Source organism: Arthrobacter monumenti, assembly GCF_054511255.1.
The window spans coordinates 1-25,428 of record NZ_JBTNCY010000004.1 but is presented as its reverse complement, the minus strand read 5'-3'; the positions used below and the strand labels follow the sequence as shown (position 1 = coordinate 25,428).

Below are 25,428 nucleotides of genomic sequence, written 5' to 3'. Positions count from 1 at the left end.
AACTGGTGCCGCAGGACTGGGGCGGGCACTAAACGGCACTGAAGTACGCCGGAGGTGGCTGGAGCCGATGACGAAGAAGCGTAAGCAGGACGATCCGTTGTGGCGGGCCGCCCGGTACCGCGCCGCGCGCCAGGCGGAGGGGCGCCCGGTCGAGGAGAGCGACAGGGCCGAGGAGGGCGAGTCGGACGCGCCGGCTCCATCAGCTCAATCATCCGGCTCGACTCAATCGGTTGGTTCAGCCCCATCCGCTCAAGAACCCCTGCAGTCCGATTCCGGCTCCGAACCGCCATCCCTTGCCGGTAAACCTCTCCCCCGGTGGGGCACCAGCCTCGACCCCGATTGGTGGGTCAAAGGCCTTATCGAGCGGGAACAGATTAAGGGGCTCGGGCCAGCCGCTTATTTGCTGCGGACGGAAGACGCCGGGCTCGACGATCGGCTTGACGAGCAGGTATCCGAGCGCGGCGTCCGTGAAACGGTGTCGGACTTCAACGCGCGTGTGATCGAAGCACGACGCCAACTGCTCGGCGGCCCACCGGTGGTAACGCCGACCCGGGACATAGAACGGGAAGTTGCACGGTGGCGTGAACGCCGGACGGCCAGATCCGGCCCCTCCTTCGCGGACCATACCGGAGGTAAGGCCGGGCGCCGTCCGTGGTGGCGACGGCGTCGCGAGGACCGGGGGGACACGCGCCCTGAACACGGCTAGGTGTTCGGCGTCCTACCGGCGAGACCCGCGGCGCGTAATACTTCGCAATCCGTGACGGAAGCCGCCGTCGTCCGCTAGAGTTCTAGAAAGCTTCACGAGATGTGGCCGCTCCACCGAGCAACAAGCTCCGACTTGGCCACGCACCAACCCCATGTTCTTGGGTGGTTCGGATGACGAAGCGGCCTGCATCAACCGTTGCGGGCAAGAGCAACTCCGAAAGGAGCTGGCCATGTCCAGCGATACTTCCGTACTTTCCCCCGGGACTTCTGCCGACTACTGCATTGACCCGGCGGACCTGAATGTTCCGGAACCCACTCTTCCTCCACAGGCCACGAAGCAGATCAGCGTGCTGCCTGCCATCGATTTGCTGAATGGCACTATTGGTTTCGCCGTTCCGCGCGGCTGGGAGGAACACTTCCACCCGGAGCCTTGGCGGATCGAGGATGCCCTGCGGCAGGCGATCCGGCCGGCGCAGTGGAACCCGTACCTGGAGGTCCTGACCATCACGGTCGCCAGCCACGAAAACCGTGCCGGCGAACCCGTCCACTTCAGCCTCATTCCGCTGACGCAGGCCCAGTCGGGCTGAGCCGTGGCAGCGGATCTGGTCGAGTAACCGTTAGGCCAGCCCACAGTTCGATGCTGCGTCGTGGGCACAGTCTGTTTGTGCCCAGTGCGGGATAACGAATATTGGGCTGGCGTGCAGAGCGACGCCGGGAGGTGCGACGGCGGACACACCCTAAACCGGTGCGACGGCGGGTGGAATGGCCCGCCGTCGTGCCGGTCCTGTAGAATGGAGGCCGCGAAGGGGAGTAGCTCCCACTGCTTGGAATCCGGCCCGCCGGAACTCAGGCGCAGCGGTCTGTCGACATACTGGTAGCCCTCATGGGCCGCCCGGCAGCCCACCCAGCAACCCTGGGCGAGCGAGACCTTCGGTCAGAACGAATAGAGCCGGTTTCCGCCGGCTGTTGACTGGCCGGAGTGTAGCTATTCACCACGGCCGGTCTGCCGATCAGGAGCGTAAGCTGTGACCGACCCCCAATCCCCCGCCCCGGACAGACCCGAGCGGCCCGAGCCGTCCGCATCGGATGTCCGCCGATGGGAGCAGTACCTCGCGGATGAACGCGCCGAAGCCGCCGTCTACCGGTACTTGGCCCGCAAACGCAGGGGTGAGGAACGTTCCATCCTGCTCGCTTTGGCCGAGGCAGAAGGCCGGCACGAGCAGCACTGGCTGGCCCTGCTCGGCGAACACGCCGGCACCCCCCGCCGGCCGTCGGTGCGCAACCGCGTCCTCGGCTACCTCGCCAAACGGTTCGGATCCGTCTTTGTCCTCGCCCTCGCTCAGCGCGCGGAGGGCCGCTCGCCCTACGCCAACGACGACGACGCCACGGCCGCCATGGCTGCCGACGAGCAGATCCATGAGGAAGTCGTCCGTGGTCTTGCCACCCGGGGCCGGAACCGCTTGTCCGGCTCGTTCCGGGCGGCCGTCTTTGGGGCCAACGACGGACTGGTATCCAATCTGGCCCTCGTCATCGGAATGAGCGCCACCGGAGTCGGCAGTGGAATCGTGCTCGCCGCCGGCATCTCAGGTCTGCTCGCCGGCGCACTGTCCATGGGTGCAGGCGAATACGTTTCGGTGCGTTCACAGCGGGAATTGCTGCGCGCATCGCGGCCGACCCAGATCACGCTCACGGCCGCATCCCAGCTGGATATCGACTCGAATGAGCTGGTGCTGGTGTACCGGGCCCGCGGCATGTCCCAGGAGGCAGCCGAGCACCGGGCCGCCGAGCGGATGGGTATCTACAGCTGCGATTGTGATCCGAGCCTGTCCCTGCAGGAACCCGAGGTTGAAAGTAAACGTGAGGAGCATGAAGCGGTTGGAACCGGCTGGGGCGCAGCCATTTCCAGTTTCTGCTTTTTCGCGTCCGGCGCCATCATGCCGGTACTGCCCTATATTTTCGGCCTGCAGGGTCTTATCGCCGCGATTGTCGCCGCCGTCCTGGTCGGGCTGGCACTGCTGGCGACCGGCGCCGTCGTCGGACTCCTTTCAGGGGCCCCGCCGATCAAGCGGGCACTGCGGCAACTGGGCATTGGCTATGGCGCCGCGGCGGTCACTTATCTGCTGGGTCTGCTCTTCGGCGTAACGGTTGCATAGTCACGTAGGATTGAGCCATTAACAGTCCTTGGGGGGACACATGAGCGCAGGGCCAATGGAGCCGCCCGACCGCCGGCACGGACGCCGCTCGTCCGGAGCAGCGGACGATCAGCCACGTGCCGAGTCAGAGAACGGGTCCGACGACGGAGTGGTCCCGGTCCCTTTCGACGGCGTCCGCCGCTCCCCCTCGGGACGGATTCCGCAGTGGGCACTGGATGAAGCCGTCGGCATCGAACCCGAACCACCTGGCCCTTGGAGCGATTTCCCGTCCCAGCATCCCCGCGGACCGCGAGGACCCTCCTTCGGTTACAAGCCCGCCGGGACAGGAAGCCCGGGACGCTACGGCTCCACGAAATCAGGCCGGAACCTGCCGCCCAGCTATGGCTACGGCTACCAACCGCCTGCCAGGCCGCGCCGCCGGTTCCGCGGACTCATGGTATTGCTCACCGTTGCGGCACTGACCATCGGTGCCTGGTTCTACTCGGGTCAATCGCTCATTCCCCAGGCCGGCTTCGGCACCGCGCCGCAGGATCCAGGCGCCGCCAGCGGCACGTTGGATACCTTCGACTCGGATGGGACCACGTTCCAGGTCGATCCGCCGACCCCGGGGTACGAGTTGGAGGCCGACCCGTTGGGGACCCCTCCCCCGTTGGACGTGCAGAGCGACTCCTACAGCTTCATGAACCCAGGCCGTGGCTCACAGGGGTATGTTGCCTACGACCCGTGCCGACCGCTGCACTATGTGATCCGCGCCGACAACATGCCCGACGACGGCGAGCGCATGATTACCGAAGCCATCGCCAGCGTCTCCGCGGCCACGGGACTGCAGTTCGTCTACGACGGTTTGACCGAGGAGGATCCGTCGGAACGCCGGGACCTCGTCCAGGAGGACCTTTACGGCGACCGCTGGGCACCGATCCTGATCGCGTGGGTCACGCCGGATGAGGAACCCGAAGTGGCAGGAGGAACCATCGGTCTGGGCGGAAGTTCCTTTGTCTCGTCCAGTGGCTCGCCGACGGCGTATGTCAGCGGTGCGATGATGCTGGACGCACCCCAAATTGCGGATTTGGCCGGCTTCCCCGGCGGCTATGAGCAGGCCCGTGCCATCGTGATGCACGAGTTGGGCCACGTCGTCGGGCTGGATCATGTGAACGATCCCTCCCAATTGATGTATGCCGAATCGAACCTGGAAGTTACGGGTTTCGGCGCCGGCGACCTGACCGGCCTCGCCAAACTTGGCCAAGGGATCTGCGTGCCGCAGCTGTAGGACCGGGCGTGGTGCAGTCCGGCCCTGCCGGGTCCTTGCAGATTATGCCTTCAGTTCTGCGGTTGATGAACGCAGCACCAGCTCCGGTTCCACGAATTTTTCCCTCGGTCCGGTGCCCTGGTTCCCGATGCGGGAGAGGATGTAGTGCGCCGCCTCGGAACCAACCCTTTCGCTTTGGCCATCGATGGTGGTCAGCCGCAGCAGGCGGGTGCTGGCGAGCGGAGAGTTGTCATAGCCGACCAACGAAAAGTCCTCCGGCACGCGGCGCCCATGCTCGTGGATGGCGGCCATCACGCCCATGGCCATGGTGTCGTTCGCAGCAAAAACCGCGGTCAGTTCCGGCCAGGAGTCAAGGAGCTCCATTGCCGACTCGTAACCTGCCGCCTCAGTGGTCGCGCCGCCTGAACCCGCGATACGGGGCACCAGCCCCGACGAGTCCATCAGCGAGCTGTAGCCCTGTTCGCGCAGCCGGCCCGCCCGTCCCGCGCCGGTAACGTGGCCGATCATGCGATGGCCGAGGTCCAGCAGGTGCTGCGTTGCCAGGCGTCCCCCGCGGAGGTCATCGTTGGCGACAATATCGGAATCCGGCACGGTGCGCTCCCTGCTGCCGGCGACGACGACGGGGACGCCTTTGACGTTGAGCATGGCTTCTGTCGGTTCTGCGGCTATGACGATTCCGTCGACGCGCAGCGCCAGGAAACCGTCGAGCGGATTGGTCTCGACGTGGGCGTTGAGATGCGTGTCCACCACGGCAATCCGGAATCCATTGGGTTCGAGTTCGCGCTGCAGTCCACGGAGGAGTTCCACAAACCAAAGGTTACGGAAATCGTCGAGAACGACGCCGATGGTGCGTGTCTCCGATCCCGCGAGGAATGAGGCTGCTTGGCTCGGCCGGTAGCCGAGTTCCGCAATGGCCCGCTCGACTGCTTTCCGCCGGGTCTGGCTCACTTTCGATGATTTCTGCAAGACCAGGGACACCAGCGATTTCGAGACGCCCGCCGCCTGTGCCACATCGTAGATAGTCGGACGGCGGGCCGGATCAGTGCTGTTCATCTACTGACAACCCTCGCTTCCATCCGGCATTCCTTGTCATGTCTTCCCACTCGGCTTCGTCATGTCTTCCCACTCGACGCGAGTTGAATTCTACTTCTACCTGCTGACGGCGGCGGTCAGTGACGGGCGTACGACGGCGGCAGCATCGTGCCGCTGAGATCCCGCCCGTTCGATACTTCCTTAATTCTCTTGACAGGACAATAGGACGAACATACGCTCGATGGAGCGCTCCAAAAGCGTCGTCCAATCTACCCTGAAACGGGTTCCCGCGCTGCGGCGCGATATTCGAAGGAGAAAAGCATGCCAGACAGCATCGGCGTCGCGGTTATTGGCGCTGGCATGGCCGGCAAGGCCCACGCCGCCGCCTACCGGACCGCACCCACATTGTTCGAACCGGACCTCCCACCCGTACGACTCGTATCCATTGGAGACGTGAACGCCGACTTCGGTTTGGCTGCTGCCCGCCGGTTTGGGTATGAACGCACGGATTCTTCCTGGCAGGCCATCGCTGAGGCGGACGATATCGACGTCGTTAGCGTGGTAATTGCTAATTCACTGCACCGGGAAGCGGTCGAAGGCTTGCTCAAGGCGGGAAAGCATGTCCTCTGCGAGAAGCCGCTTAGCGACACCGTCGCCGATGGGCGTGCAATGGCCGAGGCCGCCGCTGCCTCGTCCTCGATTGCACGGGTAGGATTTACCTTCCGCCGCACGCCCGGCATTGCCTATATCCGGGAACTTATCCAGGATGGAGTGCTCGGTTCGGTCCTGCACTTCAGCGGACGTTACTGGACGGACTACGCGTCGGACCCGCAAGCGCCGATGAGCTGGCGCTACAAGGGTGGTCCTGGTTCGGGTGCTCTGGCCGATGTTGGCAGTCACCTGAGCTATGTTGCCGAGTTCCTTTGCGGTGACGTTGTGTCGGTGAATGGCGGGCGCTTAAGCACAGTCATAAACCGCCGCCCGATGCCGCTGGGAGCCGTCATGGGTCACGACCACGTCGAAGTGAGCGACGAATACGCGGATGTTGAGAACGATGACTACGCCGCATTCTCCGCCGAGTTCGCCAACGGTGTCGGAGCCCTCGAGGTATCACGCGTCGCTGCCGGGCACGCCAATTCACTCGTCTTCGAAGTGTTCTGCGAGAACGGAGCTGCCCGCTTCGATCAGCGCCGCCCATCCGAAATTCAACTCTTCCTCAAAGATGGACCTTCATCGCAGAACGGCTACCGGCAGGTCATTCTTGGCCCCGAGCACCCCTACCTCTCGGCCGGCCTGGCGATGGATGCCCCGGGCGTGGGTTTTGGCCAGAACGAAGCCTTTGCGTACCAAGCTCGGGCGTTCCTCGATGAAGTTGCCGGTCTGGATGAATCAGCATCCCTCCCCCGGTGCGCCTCTTTCGATGAAGGCGTCCACAATATGGAAATGCTAGCTGCGGTGACCGAATCGGCACTCGGCGAGGGAATGAAGGTAAAACTATGAAACTCGGTGTCTACACGGCCATCCTGCACGACCGTCCACTTCCCGAGGCCCTCGACGTCATCAAGTCGCTTGGACTGGACGCGGCCGAAATCAACTACGGCGGCTTCCTCCCGCCCGTGCACATTCCCATCGATGACATCCTCGAGAGCCAGTCCGCCCGTGATGACTACCTCGGCATCTTCGAGGAAAAGGGCGTCACCTTGGCCGGCCTGAATGCCAACGGCAACCCGTTGCACCCGAATCCGACCATCTGTGAGGCGCACGCCAACGATCTGCGCCGCACCATCCGTGCCGCAGGGGCGCTGGGACAGACCCGTGTCGTCACCATGTCGGGCCTGCCTGGCGGGGAACCCGGATCCACCATGCCGAACTGGATCGTCAATGCCTGGAATTCCGGTTCGCTGGACGTGCTCGACTACCAGTGGAACGACGTCGCCGTGCCTTTCTGGAAGGAGATCGACGCCCTGGCGGCCGATAACGGCGTGAAGGTTGCCATTGAAATGCACCCCCAGAACGTCGTCTTCAGCCCACCAACCATGATCGAACTCGTCGAGCGGACGAACGCCACGAACATCGGGGCAGAGATGGACCCGAGTCACTTGTTCTGGCAGGGAATGGATCCCATCACCGCGGTCCGCCACCTGGGGCCGCTGGTGTTCCACGCGGCGGCGAAGGATGTGCGGATCAACGAGAACGCGAAGATTTACGGTGTGCTGGACAATCGGTTCCGGCGGCTCGGCGAACACGAAGAGCGCACGTCACTGGGTGGTCACGAATATGCCAACGAGTGGCCGAAGGACTCCGCCTGGGATTTTGTTGCCCTCGGCCGGGGCCACGACAAGGATTTCTGGGCGGAATTCCTCAAAGCGCTGCACGACGTCGACCCCGATATGGCGGTCAACATCGAGCATGAAGATGTTTCCCTGGGCCGGATCGAAGGCCTGGAAGCCGCAGCCTCGGTGCTGAGGGAAGCCGCGGAGTCGGCAGCCGTGGCCTGATCCACCCCGCGACCCACACGGAAATGACCGGCGCCATGTTATCGGCGCCGGTCATTTTCAGTTGGGAAATGTCACGTCGCGGCGCGTTTTCCCCTGGTTGCTGCGAGTTCGGATTCCACTTCACGTTCCTGCTCGTCATGTCCGCCCATGGAGGCGAGTTCGTGGGCCAGCTCTTCAAGTTCGGCACCGCCGGCCATCATGCCGGTGATTTCGTCCAGTGTCACTTCGTTCTTCTCGTAATAACCCAGTGGCTTGCCGCGTTTGAGCAGCAGGAAACGGTCTCCCACCGGATAGGCGTGGTGCGGATTGTGGGTAATGAAGATGACGCCCAGTCCGCGGTCCCGCGCTTGCAGGATGTATTTGAGGACCACGCCTGACTGCTTCACGCCGAGCGCCGCGGTGGGCTCGTCGAGAATGAGCACCTTCGCACCGAAGTGGACCGCCCGCGCGATGGCCACACATTGGCGCTCGCCGCCGGACAGTTGGCCGATGGGCTGATCCACGTCGCGCAAGTCGATGCCCATGTCGGCCAGTTCCTTCTTGGTGATCTCCTTCATCTTCTCGACATTGAGCCGGCGGAACGGCCCAAAACCGGTGGTGATCTCGGAACCGAGGAAGAAATTGCGCCAGATCGGCATCAGGGACACCACCGCAAGGTCCTGGTAGACGGCGGCGATGCCGGCGTCGAGGGCGTCACGTGGAGATCCCAGTTTCCGCGCTGCCCCCATGACTTTCAGCGTGCCTTCATCGTGCTGGTGGAGTCCGGCAATGATCTTGATCAGGGTCGACTTCCCGGCCCCATTGTCGCCAAGGACGCATGTGACCCGTCCGTTGTCGACCGCCATCGTGACATCGGCGAGCGCCATAATATTTCCATAGTGCTTTCCGACGCCGTCCAATTCCAGCAGGTGCGCGTCGCCGCCGGCTTGCGTCCCGTCTTTTTCCAGTGTCTGGGTTTTCATTTACTCGACTCCGCTCGGCGCTTGACGACGATGTTGATGATAGTGGCCAGCAGCAGCATCAGCCCCAGGAAGAATTTGAACCAGTCCGGGTTCCACTGTGCGTAGACGATGCCTTTATTCGCCATCCCGAAAATGAAGGCACCAATAGCTCCGCCGATGGCTGAACCGTAGCCGCCGGTGAGCAGGCATCCTCCAATGACGGCGGCAATGATGTAGAGGAACTCGTTGCCAATACCTTCACCGGACTGCACGCGGTCGAACGCGAAGAGTTTATGCATTCCCAGCACCCAGCCGCAGAATCCGACCCCCATGAACAGCCCGATCTTGGTCGCGCTGACCGGAACGCCGACGGCCCTGGCCGCCTCGGCATCGCCGCCGACGGCGAAGATCCAGTTGCCGACCTTGGTGCGCATCAGGATCCACGTCGCGACAGCCACCATGGCAAGCCAGACAAATACGATCGTCCGTACGCTGACACCGCCGATGTTTACCGAGGATGCGAAGATCACGCTCGCGCTCTCGAACCCGTCAAGATCCGATATCGACGGCGATGCGACGCTGCCGCCCACGAGCCGGGTCAGAGCCAGGTTCAATCCGGTCAACATCAGGAACATTGCCAGCGTGACGATGAAGCTGGGCAGCTTCGTCTTGATAAAGATGATTCCGTTGATAAGGCCAATCAGCAGGGACACGATCAGGGCCAGGACGACGCCGACCCAGACATTCATTGCGAAGTACCAGCTGAACAGCGAGGCCGAAAGGGCTGTGCTGATCACAGCGACACCAGTGGAGAGGTCGAATTCGCCACCGATCATCAGCAGTGCCACCCCGACGGCCATGATGCCGATAGTGGAGGAACCGTAAAGCACGGTGGCAAACGAATTTGGCTCGAGGAAGGCATCAGCCACGAGGGCAAAGAAGATGAACAGTGCGACGGCACCGACCAAGGAGCCGACTTCCGGCCTCATCAGTGCACCCTGAAGGATGGTTCGCCGTCCAAGGCGTTCGTCGCTCTTGGGAAGTACGGCAGTCGTCATGAAAATATCTCCTACTTGGTCCGGTTCAGGGCGTCGTGCGACGCCCTGAACCGGAATGGTGGTCTTTACCTAATACCGTCTTTGGCGAATTCCAGCACCTGCTCGGCCTGCTCCTGGTCAACTATGGCCGGACCGGTCAGAACCGGCTGCCCACCACCGACCGTAAAGCCGCCCATGTTGTTCAACCACAGCGAATCAATGGCCATGTAACCCTGGACAAACGGCTGCTGGTCGACTGTGAAGGCGATATCGCCGTCGACAATCTTCTGCGCCAGTTCGGCATTGAGGTCGAACGAAGCCACGGTGACGTCGCTTCCGACTTCCTCGACCGACTGCAGGATGGTCAAGGTGAACGGTGCACCCAACCCGATGATGGAGTCGATGTTGCTGCCGCCGGTTTGAAGCTTCGCCGTAACCGTGGACTGGACCTGGGTCATGTCGGTTCCTTGGACATACAGGATTTCCGTTTCGGGAATGACTTCCTTGACGCCGGCACACCGGGCTTCGAGGCCGACGTGGCCCTGCTCCTGGATCACACAGACGGGATGGGTCATGCCCATTTCATCCAGTCTTTCGCCCACTGCTTCACCGGCGACCTTTTCGTTCTGGCCGAAGTGGGTGAAGGCCCCAAGCTCCGCAGATGCATCCTCGCCGGCGTTGAGGCTTACGACCGGAATTCCTGCCTCCTCCGCCTCCTTGAGTGCTGACTTGAGTGCATCGGGTTTGGCAAGCGTGACGGCGATGCCGTCTACTCCCTGGTCCACCGCCTGGGCAACCAATTGGGCCTGGCGGCCACCCTCCGGATCGGCCGTGTAGAGGAGCTCGACGTTATCCTTCTTCGCCGCCGTCTCCGCACCCTTGCGGACGATGTCCCAGAACGTGTCGCCGGGAGCGGCGTGGGTAATCAGCGCGATGGTCATCCGTTCGGTATCGGCGACCTGGCCGCCACCACCGGTTCCCTCGGCGGCAGGTTCCCGCCCGCCCTCGCTGGAACAACCCGACAGCGCCAATGCGGAACCCATCATCAATGCAATTGACGCTCTGCGCCAGGAAAATTTCTTTGCCACCCTAATCTCCTTCGTTTACGTGCGGCGTCCGGCCAGATGCCGGTCCACGAGTCTGCCCCTCCGTCTCGCCACACACCCCAATGCATGGCCATGTGGACTCCATCATCGTGACATGCTTCACAAAAGTCAATAGTATGTCAGGACATATGCACATCAGTTGCAATTCCGTTACGTCGGCCGGAAGCTGGTGAGGCAGCAACTCCAAGAGAGCCAGCACCAGAACAGGAGAATCACGATGACTTATCTTCAGCAAGAGGTGGACCACCAAGCGCCGGTTCGTATCGGCCTGCTCGGCGCCGGCTGGATCGGGAAGTTCCACGCCGAGTCCATTGCCAACCGCATTCCGAATGCCCGGCTCGAGGCCATCGCCGACCCTGCGACGACCGCCGTCCAAGAGTTGGCCACCAGGCTGGGAGTAGCAAAGACCAGCGCGGGCACCGCCGATGTACTGAATGATCCCGAGGTGGATGCCGTGCTCATCGCGGCCCCGGCCCGGTTCCATGCTGATCTCATCACAGCAGCCGCGCGGGCAGGCAAGCACGTGTTCTGCGAAAAACCTGCTGCCCGAAGCATCGAGGAACTGGATGCGGCCATGGAAGCGGCGGAGGCTGCCGGGATCGTCGTACAGATTGGCTTCAACCGCCGCTATTCGAGCGACTTTGCTGCGGCAAGGGCGCTGATAGACGACGGCACAGTCGGAACTCCCCAACTCTTTCGGTCGCTGACGCGCGATCCAGGCAGCGCGGCAGGAATCCCCAATCCGGAGCGCATCGCGCCTGGAACGATTTTCCTGGAAACCCTGATTCATGACTTCGACACACTGAACTGGTTGAATCCCGGAGCTGTCCCGGTCAGGGTTTACGCGGTGGCCGACGCCCTGGTGGCGCCGGAGGCGAAGGCCGGCGGACTGCTGGACACGGCTGTTGTCACCATTACCTACAGCAACGGGGCCATCGCGGTTGCGGAGGCGAACTTTAATGCGCTGTACGGCTATGACGTCCGAGGTGAAGTGTTCGGTTCGGCCGGCATGGTGTCAGCCGGCGGACCCCAGGCGTCCAGTGCTGTCAGCTACACCGCCGCAGGCATCGAATCGGCCACCATCAGGCGGAACGTGGACCTGTTCCACGATGCTTACACCGCCGAAGTTGCCCACTTCGCTGAGGTCGTAAAAGCACGCCGCGAAGGCTCGGGCGCCCCGGGAAAACCGGGTCCCGGCTGGACCGACGCCCGGAACGCACTCACCCTGGCACTCGCCGCCGTCGAGTCAGCCGCGACCGGTGTCCCTGTGGATGTCGCCTCCGTCGCCGAGCTGCGACCGTCGGAGCCAGAAGTCGCACAGATGGGAGAACTCGCATGACCTTTCGACTCGCAGTCTGCGCCGAAATGGTTTATGGAGAACTGCCGCTGATCGAACGGGTGCGCCGGATCCATGACCAGGGCTTCGACGTCGATCTTTGGGACACGCGGGACCGGGACGTTTCCGCCCTGGCGGCCTCCGGAGCGCGGTTTTCATCGATGACCGGCTACTTCGGCGGCAGCCTCATCGATCCCGATAACTGCGACGAAGTTCCGGCCTCCGCGGAAAAGCTCATTCCCACCGCCTTGGAACTGGGAGTGGAACGCATGGTGATCCATCCCTCCGAACTCGGCGATGGAGGACTCGCCGTCCGGCCCGTGCACCGCGCCACCGGGGAAATGTGGCTCACCGGTCTCCGCACCTTGGAGCGCCTGGCCCGCCTCGGCGAGAGGCACGGCGTGACGTTTGCCCTCGAAAACCTCAACACCATCGTTGGTCACCCCGGCATACCGTTGGCACGTGCCAAGGACACGCTCGCACTGGTCGCAGCGGCAGACCATCCCAACGTGAAAATGATGCTCGACCTTTACCACGCCCAGATCGGTGAGGGAAACTTGATCGAACTCGTCCGGACCGCCCTCCCGCACATCGGTGAAGTGCAGGTAGCCGACGTTCCCGGCAGGTTCGAACCGGGAACCGGCGAAATCAACTACCAGGCAGTCGCCTCAGCCCTCAAACACACCGGTTACTCCGGAGTCATCGGAATGGAGGCCGGCGCCGTCGGTGGCGATAGCGTCGCGGCCGGAGACCAAGCCCTCGCCGCATTCCGGTCAGCCTTTGCGGTCTAACTTGCGGATCAGAACGGAGAAGCTAGGCATGTGCAGAGGGCGCTGTTACGCTGAGAAACGAGTTTTCTTGTCCTATCAACCAGACAAAGGCCGGCACAACTGGCTGGAATCCATCAGGAGACCATCGTGGCTTTCCCGCTTAACCTGCATATCGACCGGGCCTCGCCCGTGCCGCTCTACCACCAGGTGGTGCAGGGAATCGAGCAGGCCATTCACAGTGGTGACCTGGAACCGGGCACCAAACTGCAGAATGAGATCGACCTGGCCAAACAGCTGAGCCTGTCCCGGCCCACCATGCGCAAAGCGATGGACGAACTCGTCCGCTCCGGACTGCTGGTCCGCAAGCGCGGGGTCGGAACGCAGGTGGTCGCGGGGCAGTTCCGCCGGCCTTTGGAGCTGTCGAGCTTGTTCGATGACCTGCACCGCGGCGGTGCCAAACCGGTAACGGAGATCCTGGCTTTCTCGCACGCTGAGGCGGACAAGCGGGATCTGGAATTGCTGCACGTGGAGCCGGGCGCGTCGGTGTACCGGTTTACCAGGCTGCGCAGCGTGGGCGGCAAACCGCTGGCCCTAATGGAAAACCAGGTGCGGGACGACATTGCCGAACTGGACGCCGAGACCTTGAAGGAGCACGGCCTGTACGAACTGCTGCGCGCCGCGGGAGTCAATTTCCGGCTCGCGCAGCAGCGGATCGGCGCCGTGATCGCCAATGAGTATCAGGCCGAACAGCTCCAGGTCGAGCCCGGGGCAGCCTTGGTGACGATGGAACGCACGGCGTTCGATGACACCGGCCGGGTGGTTGAAACCGGGCAGCACGTCTACCGGGGCGACTCATACAGCTTTGAAATGACTTTGGTCCAGCGCTAGCCGCTGGACCAAGAAGAATCGACACTGACTGGAAGGCAGCACTGTGACGAATTGGGTTTATCCTGCGGGGACTGCCGCGGATGGAGACTGGGCCGTTTCGCTGGGTACGGATGAATCGGCCGCCAAGGTTGAGGGCTGGAAGCACACGGGCATTCGGGTGGCCAAAATGGCAGCCGGGCAACGCCTCGAACTGACGTCAAAGGCCGAGGAGCGCATCGTCATTCCGCTTAATGGTTCCTTCACCGTTCAGGCGAGCGGAGAGGAATACGCGCTGGGCGGCCGCGACTCTGTCTTCACCGGGCCCTCCGACGTTTTCTACTCCGGAACTGATACGGCCATCACCATTGGAACCAACGACGGCGGCAGGGTCGCTGTCGCATCGGCGCCGGCGAAGAATTCCTATCCTGCCCGGCTGATCAAGGCGGATGAAATACCGGTCGAGTTGCGTGGCGCGGGAAACTGTTCCCGCCAAGTGCATAATTTTGGCACGCCGGCGGCATTGGAAGCCGACAGGTTCATTGTCTGCGAAGTGCTGACTCCGGCTGGCAACTGGTCCTCCTACCCTCCGCACAAACATGATGTGGAGGCCGAGGGAGAAACGAACCTCGAGGAGATCTACTATTTCGAAACCCAGATTGCCAAGGATTCACCGGCTCCTGCTGAGGCGGACGCCATGGGTTATCAGCGGGTATATGCCTCCGACGGACGTCCCATCGACGTAAACGCGGAGGTGCGTACCGGCGACGTCGTGCTGGTTCCTTACGGCTGGCACGGACCGGCCATGGCGGCACCGGGCTACGATCTTTACTACTTAAACGTCATGGCCGGACCTGGTCCGGTCCGGCAATGGTTGATCAGTGATGATCCGGCGCACGGCTGGATCCGCCAGGTCTGGGATGAGCAGGACATTGATGCCCGGCTTCCCTTCAAAGGCTGATCCAGCCGTGCTTGCGGAATCTATTTAGCGAATCCACCGGGGGCTGTTGTTGCGGGCCAGTACTGAGCCCAGTCCCCAGGTGTTGCCTGCGTGCGTCGCGGCCAGGGCGACCATGACAGCAGCGTAGATGACGTGCTCGTCAAGGACGGGGTTGTTGATCAGCGGCAGGGCTGTGAGCCACAGCATGCCCATCATGATGACGCCGCCGACAGCGGCCAAACGCAGTCCGATGCCGAGGATGAGCGCGAGGCCCAGGCCGAGCATGCCGAGCATGAAGCCGAAGTCAACCAGCACGTTCCCGGCCATGGCATGGAACATCGGAGCGAAGGTGCCTTCGAGGCTGCCCAGGAAGCCTGCAGTCGGCGATGCGCCGGCAAGGACGGATGCTTCCGGCGTGGTCGCGAAACCCAGACCGAACATCTTGTCGAGGAACGCCCACAGGAAGATGGATCCGAGCAGGATCCTCACTACGGCAAGGGCTTTACCTGCAGTCCGATTGTCGGAAACCGGCTGAGCGGAGGTGGCGCGCTCAGTGGTGGCGGTATGCTGGGCGCGGGTGGCCTCTAGTAATGACATCATTTACCTTTCGAATATGTGACCGACCAAAGCGCCAAGGCTTTGGCTTCACCTTTGCCCAGGGGGGACGAAGGTGCTTGATCATGATTTGGCCGGAGACACCCCTCAAGGACATGCAGATACAACGCAGCGCATTTTCTTCTGTGTTGTGATGCTTCCTATAGCCGCTTGTGTCGCGACGGGGATTCGCCCAGCCGGGCGAGCCGCTCACCGCTCGTTCCTGAAACCATGACGGCCAGACCCTTGCGGGAGCAATTCTGCTTGAGTGCTCTCTTCGAGCGTTTATTCAGCGATGGACAACGAAGAAAAATTGGACGGGTGTGTCCTTTCCTTCCGTGCACCTCCAGCGTATCACAAACCACTTCCCAAGTTACAAATCGGTAACGGAACCCGCATAATTCCGGTGTAATACGCGGTTTCGGCCATCGGAATCCGACAGTGCCGGCGGGGTGGATCAGAAGCCGGCCGGGATATTGAAGGGAGTAATGACATCGGTTTTGGAAACTTCGCCGTCGTCGGGTCCGGGTAACGCGCCGTGGGCTCCCATAATGATGCGGCAGCACCGGTCAACGTCCACCCGGAAGTCGTGGTGGAGTACAGCATTCATCACTCCCGAGCGCAGCATTGCCACATTTTCGGGAACGAGATCGTGGCCAATGAAGACCTGCAACGGCCTGCCAGCTACCTCGAAGGCGTCGACGATTCCGTTATTGCCTCCGCCAATGGAGTAAACGCCGGCAATCTCCGGATGCCGTTCCAGCGCCTCTGACATCAACACGTTGGCGGTCCGGTCAAGCCCATCACTGCCCGGCAGATACAGCACCTGGCGCTGCGGATCCATCGAGCGGATGGCGGAGCGGAAACCCATTTCCCGCTCTTCCTCGCCCCGAAAAAAGTCATTGCTCACGGTTACCGCCACCGTGCCGGTATTGTCTCCCAACCACTGCGTCATCAGGTAGGCCGCCGTTGCTCCGGCGGATCGGTTATCGATGCCCACGTACGCCGCCCGGGCGCTGACGGGCAGGTCGGTCACCAGCGTAACCACCGGAATGCCCGCAGCATGGAGACGTTCGACGGCGTCGCACACCTCCGGAACGTCCGGCGCCTTGAGAATCACGCCATGACTGCCCCTTTTGATGATCGCATCCAGTTCGGCGACGCAATCGTCCACCTCCCACTGCTCATGCAGGTGGAAGCGTGCACGGAAGACGGCGGGCCGCAGCCGCGGCAGGACCGACTCCAGCGCGAGCCTGACGGCGGACGTGAACCTGCCAGGGGCATCTGCGACTACGTCGACCATGAACCGTCGGCCGGAGAGTTCGAGCTGGGTCCGCTGCGCATCAAGGTCTTTGATGGCTTGGCGCACCTGTCCAGCGGTGTTCTGCCTGACTCCAGGCCGGTTATGCAGCACCCGGTCGACGGTCGCATCGCTGACACCGGCCTGGCGGGCGATTTCCCGGACGGTATAGGTATGCGGCATCCGGTTCCTTTCAATCAGCGGAGCTGATGGACTCATGAGGGGTTTCTGATGGACTTTATCGTTGCATACGCCGTTCGCCAGGACCAGAGTGGAGACTACGCAGTTACTCCATCCACCCTCTCACCAAGGAGCCACTCAATGACCACAACCACCAACAACGTCACCACGACAACCTCCCGGCAATGGCTCAGTGAAGGTGACTGCAACCTGGACGACTTCGTCGCCGTCGTCAGCGAGGAAACACGGCCGGATGACTATCCGCATGCCGCATCGGTTGAGCAGAATGTCCCCGTCTACGGCAGCCGGTTGCTGGAGAAGGCCGGGAACGACAAGGAACGCGCCGACGTCCAAGCGGAACTGATCCGCGCATTGACCTCGGGACCGGGCATCGTCGTCTTCAAGGGTGCCTTTAGCGATACGTCCACGGTGGACCGCGCCACTGAAGCATTCAATGCCATCATCGCCGAGCAGAAGGCCGCGGGAACCGCCTCGGGCGACCACTTCGCCAAACCGGGTGCCAACGACCGGATCTGGGGAGCCTTGGACAAGTTGGCGGTCCGGAACCCGGATATTTTCGCCGACTACTACGCCAACGACATCCTCGCCCTGATCTGTGCGGCTTGGCTCGGCCCCAACTACCAGATGACATCGCAGGTGAACGTGGTCAACCCTGGAGGCGCCGCGCAGACCGCCCACCGCGACTACCACCTCGGCTTCATGTCCAGCGAGCAGGCCGCGCGCTACCCTGCCCATACCCATCTGCTCTCGGCAGCGCTGACACTGCAGGGCGCCGTCGCCCACTGTGACATGCCCATCGAATCCGGACCCACCCTCTACCTGCCGCATTCGCAGAAGTACGACGCCGGCTACCTCGCCTTCCACCGGCCCGAATTCACCGCCTACTTTGAGGAAAACCACGTGCAGCTTCCGCTGGAAAAAGGCGACGCCGTCTTCTTCAATCCCGCGCTGTTCCACGGAGCAGGGCACAACAAGTCCCACGACATCCGCCGGATGGCAAACCTGCTGCAGATTTCCTCCGCTTTCGGCCGGGCGATGGAGACGGTTGACCGGACCGGCATGTCGAAGGCGCTGTATCCGGTGCTGCGGGAGCTGAAGTCCGGCGGCGCAGGTGAACGGTCGCTGCGCAACATTATCGCCGCATCCGCGGAGGGATATGGCTTCCCGACGAACCTGGACGAGGACCAGCCGGTCGGCGGCATCGCGCCGGAATCGCAGGCTGAACTCGTGTGGCGGTCGCTGCAGGAAGGCGCTTCCGCCGGCGACGTTGCCCTCGCCCTGGAGGCGCAGCAGCAGCGCCGGCTCACCACGCACGAAAGCCGGTGATGACTATGGACGGATCGAATCTGCCGGCGCCTGGGCCGGCAACGGAAGCTGGAATGCGCGATACGAAGCTGCGGGTGGCCCTCTGCGGTTCCGGCCGGATCGGCAGGGTCCACGCCGCGAATATTGCCGCCGATTCCCGCCTCGAATTTGCGTGGGTGGCCGATCCGTTGCTGGACAGCGCCAACGAACTCGCTGCGCGCTACGGTGCCACGGCGACCGGCTCGATGGATGAGGTGTTCGCCGACCGGGCCCTGGATGCCGTCGTCATTTGTTCACCGACCCCCACGCATATTGACCTGATCCAGGCGGCGGTGGAGCGCGGTGTGGCGGTGCTCTGCGAGAAGCCGATTGATTTGGATGTGCAGCGCGTCCTGAACTGCCGGGCCGCGATCGAGGGCAACAATACGCCGCTCATGATGGGCTTCAACCGGCGCTTCGATCCGGCGTTCGCCGCCATCCACAACCGGGTCTCGGACGGCGAAATAGGACGCTTGGAACAACTGAGCATCACCAGCCGGGACCCGGCACCCGCTCCCGAAGCGTACATCCGCGTATCGGGCGGGATCTTCCGGGACATGACCATTCACGACCTCGACATGGCCCGGTTCTTCCTGCCGGACATTGTAGAAGTGACGGCGACCGGGTCCAACCTGTTCTGCGATTACATCGAGGACGCGGGCGACTACGATTCCGTTCTCGTGACCCTGCGGAGCCGCGGCGGCGAACTGGTCTCGATCACCAATTCCCGTCACAGTTCCTACGGCTACGACCAGCGGCTGGAAGCATTCGGCAGCACCGGCATGCTCAGTGCCGCCAACCTCTCACCCACCACTGTCCGGAAATACGGGGCCGACGGCGTCGAGCTGGCGGATGCCTACGAGCCTTTCTTCCTCGAACGCTACGCGGATGCCTACCGGCTGGAGCTGGGCCACTTCGTCGAGTCCGTCCAAGCCGGCAGGCATTGTTCCCCGGGCTTCGACGACGGCGCTGCGGCCCTGGTGCTGGCCGACGCCGCGGCGGAATCGGCGGCCACTGGTAAAACCATTTCCATTGAAGGAGTTCCATAAATGACGGCTGGACAGCTGCTCGACAGCAAAATCGTATTAATCAGCGGCGGAACCCAGGGTCTCGGCGCCGGCATTGCGGCGGAGGCAGCCGCCCAAGGAGCGGCCGGAATCGCCATCACAGGACGGACCTCCGACGCCGGGGAGAAGGTCGCCGCCCAGCTCTCCGAGCGGGGAACGCCCGCCGTCTTCTTCCAGGCCGACCTGGCGGACAGCGCGCAGGCGGCAGGCACCGTGACCAGGACCATCGAACATTTTGGCCGGCTCGACGCCGTCGTCAATGCAGCCGGACTGACGACGCGGGGCACCATGCTGGACACCACGCCGGAGCTCTTCGACCAACACGTCGCCGTGAACCTGAAGGCGCCGTTCTTCATCATGTCCGAGGCCATCAAGCATCTGAAGGAACGCGGTGAACCCGGCAATATCGTCAACATCATTACGATGTCCCAGCACGGCGGACAGCCCTTCCTGGCACCCTACGTCGCCTCCAAGGCCGGACTTGCGGGCGTGACCCGCAATGCCGCGCACGCGCACAAGTGGGACCGGATCCGGATCAACGGAGTCAATATCGGCTGGACCGCCACCGAGGGTGAAGACGCGATCCAGCGGCGGTTCCACGGTGCGTCAGACGACTGGCTCGAGAAGGCAAACGCCTCGGTTCCGATGGGCAAACTGGGACAGATCGACGAAATTGCCGAGTTCGTCGTGTTCCTGCTCTCCGACCGGAGCGGTGTGGTGACCGGTTCCATCATCGACTGGGACCAGAACGTGATTGGCGGGTCGGATTAGGCGGACACTTTAATCAAGAGGAGCCCCGGGTTCTTCGGGGCTCCACTCAAGGGTTTGCTAAAAAGGGTCTTCGGGCTCAGTTACCTGTTTCCGGCTTGACGGCCAATACCGGAATTGGTGAATCGAGCAGAAGCCGTTGGCTGATGCTGCCCAGCAGTGCTTTACCAACCCGGCTTCGGCGCTTGAGTCCGATGACGAGACGGTCGGCGTGGTGGGTATCAATCTCGTCCAGAACGGCGGCGACCGGATCCCGGTCTTCACGTCCGCTGCGGTCGACGATCTGGATATTCACACCATCGGCATTACCGGGCGGATCGAGGGAACTGAGGGTGAGATTGACCGCCACCAGATCCTTGCCCTGCATTCGTGCTTCGTCGATGGCCATTTCAAAGGCATTCCGGCCTTCTGGACTGTCGGTAACGGCAACCATGATGGTCATATTGAGAGGCCTTTCTCGAGTGCGTTGAGGCTATCGTGAGTGCTGGAAACGAAACTCATCCTCGAACTCTTCGAGTGTCTTGTTCCGGGTTTCGGGGACCATCTTATAAACGAAGAGGATCGCCACCACACCCACGCCTGCGAAGATGAAGAAGGTCGAGCCGATTCCCAACGCCGCCACCGTAGGCGGAAACGCGAAGGCGACGACGGCGTTGGCGATCCAGAGCATGAAGACACACACGCCCACGGCGAAACTGCGGATCTTGAGCGGGAAGATCTCGGACAGCAGCAGCCAAACGAGCGGCCCCATGGTGCCCTGCATGCAGAATACGAAGGCGACGACGAAGACGAGGATCAGATACGACTTGAATGTACTGTCCGGAAGAAGCGTGGACGACAGCCCCACCAGGATGTGGAAAGTTGTGGTGAGGATGAAGCCGCCCAGCAGCATCTTGCGCCGGTCGATCTTGTTGATGACCATGATTCCCACGGTGATGCCCAGCACGCTGAACAGGCCGTTGAGTGTATTGAAAATGATCGCGGCGTCGCCGGAGAAACCGGCGCGTTCAAGCAGCTGCGTGCCATAGTACATGATCGAATTGATGCCCGTCAGCTGCTGGAAAATGCCCAAACCAATGCCGATGAAGATGAGCCGGCGGATCCACGGCACGGCGAGATCCGCCCAGCCGCCGGTCTGCGATGCCTTTTCCTCCTCGGCTAGGGCATGGACTTCGGCCATTTCGGCTTCGGCACGTTCGGGTGACCGGACCTGCTTGAGGACCTGCAGGGCCTCGTCATCGCGGCCTTGCGACAGCAACCAGCGCGGGCTCTCCGGCATCCGGAGCATGCCAACGAACAATGCAATTGCCGGCAGCACGGCCACCGCCAACATCCAGCGCCACACGGACTCGTTTTCACCCCAGAACTGGAAGATCAAGGCGTTGATCACGAAGGCTGCGAACTGGCCGGATACGATCATCACTTCATTGCGGGTCACGAGGCTGCCGCGCCGTTCCACCGGTGAGACCTCCGCCAGGTATACCGGCACTGTCGCGGAAGCCCCGCCGACGGCCAGGCCGAGGATAAAGCGGAAGACGGCAAGCGTTTCCCAGTTTGGGGCAAACACACAGCCGAGCGTGCCGACCATGAAAACCACCGCGAGCATGACAATGTTGTGGCGCCGCCCGTACGCGTCCGACAGCCGGCCACCGATCAGGGCGCCGACCGCCGCACCGAAGATCAAGATGCTGACCACGAGCCCCTGGGTGGTCGGGGTCAACCCCAGGTCCTCCTCCATCGGGCCGAGCGCCCCGTTGATGACACCAGTGTCATATCCAAACAGCAAGCCACCAAAGGTAGCGATTACCGCGACCAGCCCGAGGCGCTTATTGTGCGGGCCGGGGGTATCAGGGGGCAATTTCGTATGTTGCTTTCGTGCTTCCTGAGTCATGTCGACTTCCTCCAAAGATTTCGACGCCGCCGGAGAGGCAACGGTTTAGGCAAAGTTCTAAAGGGCTAATCAGCCACGCCGCTTGGTCTTGCCGATGTAGTCGTTCATGGTGGCCAGTTGATAGCGGGACACTTCCTCCGCGTTCTCGTTCTCGGCGAAGACGCACGACACCATGACCGTCTCTTCGCGCTCCAGGAAGCCGTTTTCGGCCAGACCGGAGAACAGTTCGTCCCAGTTCACGTCGCCGTCGCCGATTTTCAGGTGCTGGTGCACACGGGCGGGACTGCCGGCGGGGTTGGTGATGTACCGCAGGCCGTTGGAGCGGTGGTGGTCCATGGTGTCGGCGATGTGGACGACGCGGAGCCGGTTCCCGGCCGCGCGGATAATGTCCAGCGGCGCGTCCTCCATGTGGAAGGTATGCGGCGCGACATAAACCATGCCGATGTTCTTCGAATTCACGCCCCGGATCACGCGCAACGCGGCCAGGCCTTGCTCGACGAAGTCATCCGGGTGCGGATCGATGGCGATGTGCACGCCCTCGCGCTCGATGATCGGCAGCAGTTCCTCCATCGAACGGTAGAACGCACGTTCCGACTCTTCGGGCTTCTCGGGCCGTCCAGTGAACTCGGTGTTAAGCTGCGTCACTCCCAGGTCCACAGCAATGCGGATGGCGCGCTTCCAGTACCGCACGGCTGCTTCCTGCGCGTCGGCATCCGGCCCGGACCAACGCAGGACCGGCAGTACCGACGCGATTTCGACGCCGGCTTTCCTGCAGGCAGACTTCAGGTCCGAGACCAGTTCGTCGTCGGCCTTGGGATGGTTATAGAAGGGGATGAAGTCGGCGTGCGGGGTCATTTGCAGGTACTTGTACCCGAGGTCCGCCGCGAGCTGAGGGAAGTCCAGCAGCCCGTGGGTTAGGTGGAAAGGTGTGGGATCCAAAGCGATTTTCATGGGCGATCACTCCGTTGTGTTGCAGGTCATAGGGGAAAGTGATTAAAAGTATGGGGCCGGCCAAGTTGCTCGGCCGGCCCCTTCAGAGGTCGATGCCTGTCAGAATCAGCTGTACAAGTCAGGTTTCTGCTCGAGTTTGACGGAGACCTTTTCTCCGTTGCCCTGCGCCTGCACGCCGGCCTCGCAGCACGCCGCGGTGGCGTAACCGTCCCAGGCGCTGGGCCCGCCGATTTCGCCGCGCTTTGCGGCATCGACCCAGGACTGGATTTCCGTGTCGAAAGCCGCACCGAACCGCTCGGCGAAGCCCGGCGTCACCTTCCCGCCCCAACGTCCGCCGGCGCGCACGTATGGTCCGCCGTCCTCGCCGATGTTGACGATGCCGTCCTCGAACGCCACCTGGGTGGTGACCTGGTAGCCGAACTTGGCGTTGACGTAAATTTCGACGTCGGCAAGCACCCCGGATTCGGTCTCCAGCAACACGTGTTGGGGATCGTGCTGCCCATTGGGCGCACTGGAGGTTTTGCGGCCGAGCCGCACCTGCACGGAGGTGATTTCTTCGCCGGTGAGATAGCGGACGACGTCGAACTCATGGACGACCGAATCATTGATCAGCATCTCATTGGTGAAGCCCTCCGGCGTATCCGGATTGCGGTGCACGCAATGGATCATCAGGGTCTCGCCCAGTTCCTTGCCCTCAATCATCGAACCCAGGGCGGCATATTCGGCGTCGAAGCGGCGCATGAAGCCGACCTGGATCCGCTTGCGGCCCAGTTTTTCCTCGGCACGGACCACGTTGAATGCCGATTCCGAATCGGGCGTCAACGGCTTCTCGCACAAGATCGGAATGTCCCGCTCCAGCGCCTTGTAGAGGATGTCCTCATGCAGGAACCCGGGGGTGGCAATCAGCACCGCATCGACGTCGTCGCGCGCAAACGCCTCATCGGCAGTGCCCAGCGCGACGGCGTTGTGCGAGCCGGCGGGCAGCGAATCGACGGCAGCCTGCGCCCGCTGAAGATCGACGTCGACGACGGCGGCCACCTCGGCGCCGGCGATGCGGTGGTGGAGGCGCTGGACATGGTCTGAGCCCATGCGTCCGGCGCCGACGATGGCTACGCGGAGGTTATCGGTCATGACTGTCTTCCTTACTGATCTGAAGGTGTCGCTAGGCGACCGTGGTGCGGGAGCCGCAGCTGAGCAGGTACTTGCGGGTGCGGTCCGCGATCGGCATCGGCACGTCGAACGCCACGGGATACATGTCCTGTTCGACGATGCCGAAGATGGGGCGGTCCAGCGCCTCGACGGCCTCGATGACCGCGCGCAGGTCCGGCAGGCCGGAGGGAGGTTCGACCATCACTCCGGCGAGGTTCGCCTCGGCCCAGGTCATGTTCTCCGACTTGACCTTGGAGAGCACCTCCGGGTTGACCTGCTTCAGGTGCAGGTAGCCTATGCGCTCCGGGTACTTGTGGATCAGCTCCAGGCTGTTGGCTCCGCAGTACTCGGCGTGGCCGGTATCGAGGCACAGGTTGAGGACGTCCGGCGTGGACTCGGCGAGCAGATGCTCGATGTCCTTCTGCGCTCCGACGTGGGCATCGGCGTGCGGATGGAACTGCTGCTTCAGGCCGTAGTCTTCTGCGAGGACCTTGCCGAGCTTGTTGTGCCCGGCAAACAGGTCCTTCCACTGCTTGTCGTCGAGGTGTTCGTTCTCCACGGCTTCGCCGGTGACGTCATCGCGCCACATCGCCGGAATGACGACAATGTGCTCGCCGCCCATCGCCGCGGTCAGTTCCGCCACCCGGCGGGCCGGTTCCCAGGCCACGTCCCACTGGTCCAGGCCGCGGTGGAAGGCGGTGAAGACGGTGCCGGCGGAGACTTTCAGGTCCCGCTGGGCCAGCTCGTCCGCCAGCTGTGATGGATCCGAGGGCAGGTAGCCGTACGGTCCGAGCTCGATCCACTTGTAACCGGACCCGGCCGCTTCATCGAGGAAGCGCTGCCACGGCGTCTGCTTGGGATCGTCGGGGAACCATACGCCCCACGAATCAGGCGCGGTGCCGATGATCAGCTTGTTCTCAATATCGTTCATGAGAGCTGACTCCTAGGTGTTGGAGGGGAAGGAGAAGGAGGCGTCGGAGGCGTGGGCTGGTTCGGGCCAGCGTTGGGTGATGACTTTGCCGCGGGTGTAGAAGCGGATTCCGTCGGGTCCGTAGATGTGCAGGTCCCCGAACAGTGAGTCGTTCCAGCCGCCGAAGGAGTGCCACGCGACCGGGACCGGCAGCGGGATGTTCACGCCGATCATGCCGACCTTCACCGAACGCTGGAACTTCCGTGCGTAGGCGCCGGAGCCGGTGAAGACGGCCGTGCCGTTGCCGTACGGGTTGGCGTTGATCAACTCGATCGCCTCGTCCAGGTCGTTGACCCGCACGATCACCAGCACCGGGCCGAAGATCTCCTCGGTGTAGGCGCTCATTTCGGTCTTGACGTGATCGATCACGGTCGGGCCGACGAAGAACCCTTCCTCGTTGCCTTCCACGACCAGGTCGCGGCCGTCGACGACGAGGGCGGCGCCGTCGGCCTCGGCCTCGCCCACAATCCGCACGACCTTATCCTTCGCGGCCGGGGTGATCACCGGGCCCATATCCGAGTCCGCGTTGGTGCCCTCGGCGACC

At 62.7% G+C, this 25,428-nt stretch carries 25 protein-coding genes and 1 riboswitch; of the genes, 13 read left to right on the top strand and 12 right to left on the bottom strand.

The features are described 5' to 3' along the window. Window positions 1-67 precede the first annotated feature (67 nt). The 4 genes from ACX80B_RS06745 to ACX80B_RS06730 all read left to right on the top strand — a co-directional run bounded on the left by ACX80B_RS06745 (window position 68) and on the right by ACX80B_RS06730 (window position 4,125). The gene (locus ACX80B_RS06745; protein ID WP_459294383.1) at window positions 68-706 is read left to right on the top strand and encodes a DnaJ family domain-containing protein; all 639 of its coding nucleotides are present in this window, start codon (window positions 68-70) and stop codon (window positions 704-706) included. A gap of 90 nt (window positions 707-796) precedes the next feature. After that, window positions 797-920: riboswitch (SAM riboswitch) on the top strand. A gap of 15 nt (window positions 921-935) precedes the next feature. After that, the gene (locus ACX80B_RS06740) at window positions 936-1,292 is read left to right on the top strand and encodes a hypothetical protein (protein ID WP_459294381.1); all 357 of its coding nucleotides are present in this window, start codon (window positions 936-938) and stop codon (window positions 1,290-1,292) included. 438 nt (window positions 1,293-1,730) lie between these two features. Continuing rightward, window positions 1,731-2,858, top strand: coding sequence for a VIT1/CCC1 transporter family protein (locus tag ACX80B_RS06735; protein ID WP_459294379.1), 1,128 nt, complete (start codon window positions 1,731-1,733; stop codon window positions 2,856-2,858). A 40-nt stretch (window positions 2,859-2,898) separates the two neighbouring features. Next, window positions 2,899-4,125: a matrixin family metalloprotease gene (locus tag ACX80B_RS06730; protein ID WP_459294377.1), complete on the top strand. Its 1,227-nt coding sequence runs from the start codon at window positions 2,899-2,901 to the stop codon at window positions 4,123-4,125. Window positions 4,126-4,167: 42 nt separating this feature from the next. Here ACX80B_RS06730 and ACX80B_RS06725 read toward each other — a convergent pair whose 3' ends face one another. Next, window positions 4,168-5,178 carry a LacI family DNA-binding transcriptional regulator gene (locus tag ACX80B_RS06725; RefSeq protein ID WP_459294375.1) on the bottom strand — a complete coding sequence of 337 codons (1,011 nt, stop codon included), beginning with the start codon at window positions 5,176-5,178 and terminating at the stop codon, window positions 4,168-4,170. Window positions 5,179-5,478: 300 nt separating this feature from the next. Here ACX80B_RS06725 and ACX80B_RS06720 point away from each other — a divergent pair, with 300 nt between their 5' ends. Next, window positions 5,479-6,657, top strand: coding sequence for a Gfo/Idh/MocA family protein (locus tag ACX80B_RS06720; protein ID WP_459294373.1), 1,179 nt, complete (start codon window positions 5,479-5,481; stop codon window positions 6,655-6,657). Next, on the top strand, window positions 6,654-7,655 hold the full coding sequence (locus ACX80B_RS06715; RefSeq protein WP_459294371.1) for a sugar phosphate isomerase/epimerase family protein: 1,002 nt from the start codon (window positions 6,654-6,656) through the stop codon (window positions 7,653-7,655). The genes ACX80B_RS06720 and ACX80B_RS06715 overlap by 4 nt, the downstream gene beginning before the upstream one ends. Window positions 7,656-7,726: 71 nt before the next feature. On the opposite strand, the gene ACX80B_RS06710 is transcribed toward ACX80B_RS06715, so the two are convergent. The 3 genes from ACX80B_RS06710 to ACX80B_RS06700 form a co-directional block, all read right to left on the bottom strand. Further along, window positions 7,727-8,617 (bottom strand): ATP-binding cassette domain-containing protein, encoded by an 891-nt coding sequence (locus tag ACX80B_RS06710; RefSeq protein WP_459294369.1) that lies wholly within the window; start codon window positions 8,615-8,617, stop codon window positions 7,727-7,729. Further along, window positions 8,614-9,654 carry an ABC transporter permease gene (locus tag ACX80B_RS06705; RefSeq protein ID WP_459294367.1) on the bottom strand — a complete coding sequence of 347 codons (1,041 nt, stop codon included), beginning with the start codon at window positions 9,652-9,654 and terminating at the stop codon, window positions 8,614-8,616. The genes ACX80B_RS06710 and ACX80B_RS06705 overlap by 4 nt, the downstream gene beginning before the upstream one ends. A 65-nt stretch (window positions 9,655-9,719) precedes the next feature. Beyond that, window positions 9,720-10,679, bottom strand: a complete 960-nt coding sequence (locus ACX80B_RS06700; RefSeq protein ID WP_459294952.1) for a substrate-binding domain-containing protein — start codon at window positions 10,677-10,679, stop codon at window positions 9,720-9,722. Between the two features lie 277 nt (window positions 10,680-10,956). Between ACX80B_RS06700 and ACX80B_RS06695 the strand changes: the two genes are divergently transcribed. The 4 genes from ACX80B_RS06695 (at window position 10,957) to iolB (ending at window position 14,670) form a co-directional block, all read left to right on the top strand. Then, window positions 10,957-12,078, top strand: a complete 1,122-nt coding sequence (locus ACX80B_RS06695; protein ID WP_459294365.1) for a Gfo/Idh/MocA family oxidoreductase — start codon at window positions 10,957-10,959, stop codon at window positions 12,076-12,078. Continuing rightward, window positions 12,075-12,866, top strand: coding sequence for a TIM barrel protein (locus tag ACX80B_RS06690; protein WP_459294363.1), 792 nt, complete (start codon window positions 12,075-12,077; stop codon window positions 12,864-12,866). The genes ACX80B_RS06695 and ACX80B_RS06690 overlap by 4 nt, the downstream gene beginning before the upstream one ends. Window positions 12,867-12,992: 126 nt before the next feature. Then, window positions 12,993-13,733, top strand: coding sequence for a GntR family transcriptional regulator (locus ACX80B_RS06685; protein ID WP_459294361.1), 741 nt, complete (start codon window positions 12,993-12,995; stop codon window positions 13,731-13,733). Between the two features lie 43 nt (window positions 13,734-13,776). Next, on the top strand, window positions 13,777-14,670 hold the full coding sequence (gene iolB, locus ACX80B_RS06680; protein WP_459294359.1) for a 5-deoxy-glucuronate isomerase: 894 nt from the start codon (window positions 13,777-13,779) through the stop codon (window positions 14,668-14,670). Window positions 14,671-14,694: 24 nt separating this feature from the next. On the opposite strand, the gene ACX80B_RS06675 is transcribed toward iolB, so the two are convergent. Then, complete coding sequence (locus ACX80B_RS06675) at window positions 14,695-15,249, bottom strand: hypothetical protein (RefSeq protein ID WP_459294357.1); 555 nt, start codon at window positions 15,247-15,249, stop codon at window positions 14,695-14,697. Between the two features lie 451 nt (window positions 15,250-15,700). Then, a complete protein-coding gene (locus ACX80B_RS06670; RefSeq protein WP_459294355.1) occupies window positions 15,701-16,762 on the bottom strand; it encodes a LacI family DNA-binding transcriptional regulator in 1,062 nt (353 codons plus the stop codon). Window positions 16,763-16,864: 102 nt separating this feature from the next. On the opposite strand from ACX80B_RS06670, the gene ACX80B_RS06665 reads away from it, so the two are divergent. The 3 genes from ACX80B_RS06665 to ACX80B_RS06655 are packed head-to-tail and all read left to right on the top strand — an operon-like array spanning window position 16,865 to window position 19,926. Next, a complete protein-coding gene (locus tag ACX80B_RS06665) occupies window positions 16,865-18,070 on the top strand; it encodes a phytanoyl-CoA dioxygenase family protein (protein WP_459294353.1) in 1,206 nt (401 codons plus the stop codon). A gap of 53 nt (window positions 18,071-18,123) precedes the next feature. Then, entirely contained in the window at window positions 18,124-19,137 is a 1,014-nt protein-coding gene (gene iolG, locus ACX80B_RS06660; RefSeq protein WP_459294351.1) for an inositol 2-dehydrogenase, read from the top strand. After that, window positions 19,138-19,926 (top strand): SDR family oxidoreductase, encoded by a 789-nt coding sequence (locus tag ACX80B_RS06655; RefSeq protein ID WP_459294349.1) that lies wholly within the window; start codon window positions 19,138-19,140, stop codon window positions 19,924-19,926. A 76-nt stretch (window positions 19,927-20,002) separates the two neighbouring features. Here the strand turns inward: ACX80B_RS06655 and ACX80B_RS06650 are convergent, their stop codons facing one another. From ACX80B_RS06650 to ACX80B_RS06625, 6 genes are all read right to left on the bottom strand, one after another. Next, window positions 20,003-20,365, bottom strand: a complete 363-nt coding sequence (locus ACX80B_RS06650) for a universal stress protein (RefSeq protein WP_459294348.1) — start codon at window positions 20,363-20,365, stop codon at window positions 20,003-20,005. Window positions 20,366-20,395: 30 nt separating this feature from the next. Then, complete coding sequence (locus ACX80B_RS06645; protein WP_459294346.1) at window positions 20,396-21,829, bottom strand: sugar porter family MFS transporter; 1,434 nt, start codon at window positions 21,827-21,829, stop codon at window positions 20,396-20,398. Window positions 21,830-21,883: 54 nt separating this feature from the next. Beyond that, on the bottom strand, window positions 21,884-22,765 hold the full coding sequence (locus ACX80B_RS06640) for a sugar phosphate isomerase/epimerase family protein (RefSeq protein ID WP_459294344.1): 882 nt from the start codon (window positions 22,763-22,765) through the stop codon (window positions 21,884-21,886). A 105-nt stretch (window positions 22,766-22,870) separates the two neighbouring features. Beyond that, window positions 22,871-23,896, bottom strand: coding sequence for a Gfo/Idh/MocA family protein (locus ACX80B_RS06635; protein ID WP_459294342.1), 1,026 nt, complete (start codon window positions 23,894-23,896; stop codon window positions 22,871-22,873). A 31-nt stretch (window positions 23,897-23,927) separates the two neighbouring features. Then, a complete protein-coding gene (locus ACX80B_RS06630; RefSeq protein ID WP_459294340.1) occupies window positions 23,928-24,845 on the bottom strand; it encodes a sugar phosphate isomerase/epimerase family protein in 918 nt (305 codons plus the stop codon). 12 nt (window positions 24,846-24,857) lie between these two features. Next, window positions 24,858-25,428, bottom strand: a 571-nt coding sequence (locus tag ACX80B_RS06625) for an aldehyde dehydrogenase family protein (RefSeq protein ID WP_459294338.1), incomplete at its 5' end; no start/stop codon positions are given.